At 30.5% G+C, this 2399-nt stretch carries 2 protein-coding genes; both read left to right on the forward strand.

Annotation, left to right across the window (positions count from 1 at the left end; genetic code table 11):
* Window positions 1-83 precede the first annotated feature (83 nt).
* The gene (locus tag DXA93_RS17425; protein ID WP_119208894.1) at window positions 84-1805 is read left to right on the forward strand and encodes an AAA domain-containing protein; all 1722 of its coding nucleotides are present in this window, start codon (window positions 84-86) and stop codon (window positions 1803-1805) included.
* A 10-nt stretch (window positions 1806-1815) separates the two neighbouring features.
* The coding region (locus DXA93_RS17430) for a hypothetical protein (protein ID WP_147399564.1) at window positions 1816-2399 on the forward strand (584 nt) is incomplete at its 3' end.

Here is a 2399-nt window from a genome sequence, read left to right on the forward strand (position 1 = left end):
GTGACAGTAGGTACTTATGAAAAATGATATTTATGAGAAAAATCAAGTAGTTTTAGAAATAAAATAAGCAAGGAACAATAGGATTGCCAGCAAGCGGTTTTATTTGTTTAGATTATAGGAAAGATAAAATTAATGTTGAAAGACAGTTAGATGCTTTAAATGTTCTGGAAAAAGAAGATTATCAGTGCTCTTTTAATTTGAAGAGAATAATTTCAGGTGTGGAGCCCCCGTCTGTAAATGTTATTTCGAAACCGATACATATGTTTAATGAGAAATTAGATTTTCCACAAAGGACTGCGATAAAAAAAGCATTAGATGCAGATTCTATAGCAATTATTCAAGGTCCTCCAGGAACAGGAAAAACGAATGTTATTATCGAAATTATTTTACAAATACTGAAAGCAAACAAAAAGAATCCAGATGTTGAACCTAAGAAGGTGTTACTAGTTTCTCAATCGCATCCAGCAGTAGATAAAATGTTAGAAGATTTAATTAGGGAAAGTGACGAAAGACCTGATTTGCTTCGTATTGGAAGAGATGAAAAATTAAATGAGGAAATAAGAGAAGAGTATTCTATTAATGATGTGAAGGAAAAATGGTATCAAAATGTTAGAAGAATATGTAATGATTATACTAAAAATGCACTTGAGGAAATTGGAATTCCAGAAGAGGAGTTTGAAAAATATTTTTTGAAATTGGAAAATTCAAAAGTGGAAAACATGGATTTTTCAGTAGAAGATAAATTGTTTGTTGAAAATTTTATAAAAAAAACAAAAGGGGTAAAGTCAGAAAGGACAAGAAAAATACTGGAGATTCAGAGAGAATGGACAGAACAATTAAAAAAGTGTGATGAAGTAGAACTTTATATTATTAAAAGTACGGTAATTATTGCTGGTACATGTACAGGATTTGTGTCAAACAGGATTATACGTGATGTTGAATTTGACTATGTTATTGTAGATGAAGCAGCTAAGGCAACGTTTCCTGAATTAGCAGTTTCGTTAAATAAGGCACATAAAATTATATTGGTAGGTGATCATCAACAACTACCACCTGTTTTAGATACTGAAATAATTAGAAATAATAAGGAAAAACTTGATGAGGAGGGGTTGGCGCAAGGTATTTTTGAAAGAATGTATAATATGTTTCCAGAGGATAATAAACATCGTCTTACTATACAATATAGAATGCACCCAACTATTGGTACGTTGATTAGTCATGTGTTTTATAATGATGAGATCCAAAATGGAGTAGAGGCGCAGGATAGAGAATTGTGTATAGAAGGATATGAGGGAATTGCAATTGAGTGGATTAGTACATCCAAGTATTCGATAAAAGAGCGGTATGAAAAGGAATTTGATAATAATGGAAAAAAATCATATCAAAATTATCTTGAGCGAAATATTATTGAACGAAAACTATTGGAATTAGATTCTAAACTTGTCAAAAGGACTAAGGTTGCAGTAATTACAGGATATGGATCGCAAAAGTACATTTTGCAAACAATGGTAAAACAACATTCCTTTAAGCATATTGAGGTTGACGTAGATACTGTAGATGCATTTCAAGGTAGCCAAAAAGATATTATTCTGTATTCTACTGTTAGAAGTAGTGGAAACAAATACGGTATTGGCTTTTTGAAATCAGAAGCTAGAATTAATGTTGCATTTTCTAGAGCAAGATGCTTGTTGATTATTGTTGGAGATATGAAATTTCTTGATAATTATAAAATCAGAGGAAATAAATTTCCTGAAATTATCAAATATATTACAGAATCTGAAGGGTGTCGCATTATAGAAAAGTAGGAGAAAAGAAATGAAACAATTAGTAGCAGCAGTATCGAGAAAACTTCCCCGGGAGTTAAAAAATTTTCATTTAATTAAAAGACAGAGTATATTTATTCCGTATTGTGAAATAGGTATTACCTGTTTAACAAAGGAAGTAACAGAAATAAATTTGTTTTTTGAAACAATATTAAAATTAATTGATATCGAAGTGGCTGATGTATATGAGATATCTGCAATTATGGGGGTGGAGTTTAAATTATTAAAAGAAGCCATAGTAGATATGATTGAACAGAAGTATATTATCACTTCACAGAATAAATTGATTATGACACCTAGGGGGCGAAAAGCTTTAGCGGATAGAAAACAGGTTACTATTCGTAAAAGAAATATAAATGAACTTTCTGTAAATATGATTACGGGTAATATTGAAGAAAGTGGAAAAAATGCATTTGCAAAGCCTTCTAAGAGGGATCTTTGTTTAAGTGAAGAACAAACAATTACAAAAGATTATTTAGAAAGCAATTATGCAATTATAAATGAGATATATCAGCGAAATCAGATCGAATCAAATGTTTTTAACACGAAAATTTTACAGAGAGAGTTGTATAAGAT

The sequence above is a fragment of the Blautia sp. OF09-25XD genome, assembly GCF_003482095.1.
GTDB classification, from domain to species: domain Bacteria; phylum Bacillota; class Clostridia; order Lachnospirales; family Lachnospiraceae; genus Fusicatenibacter; species Fusicatenibacter saccharivorans.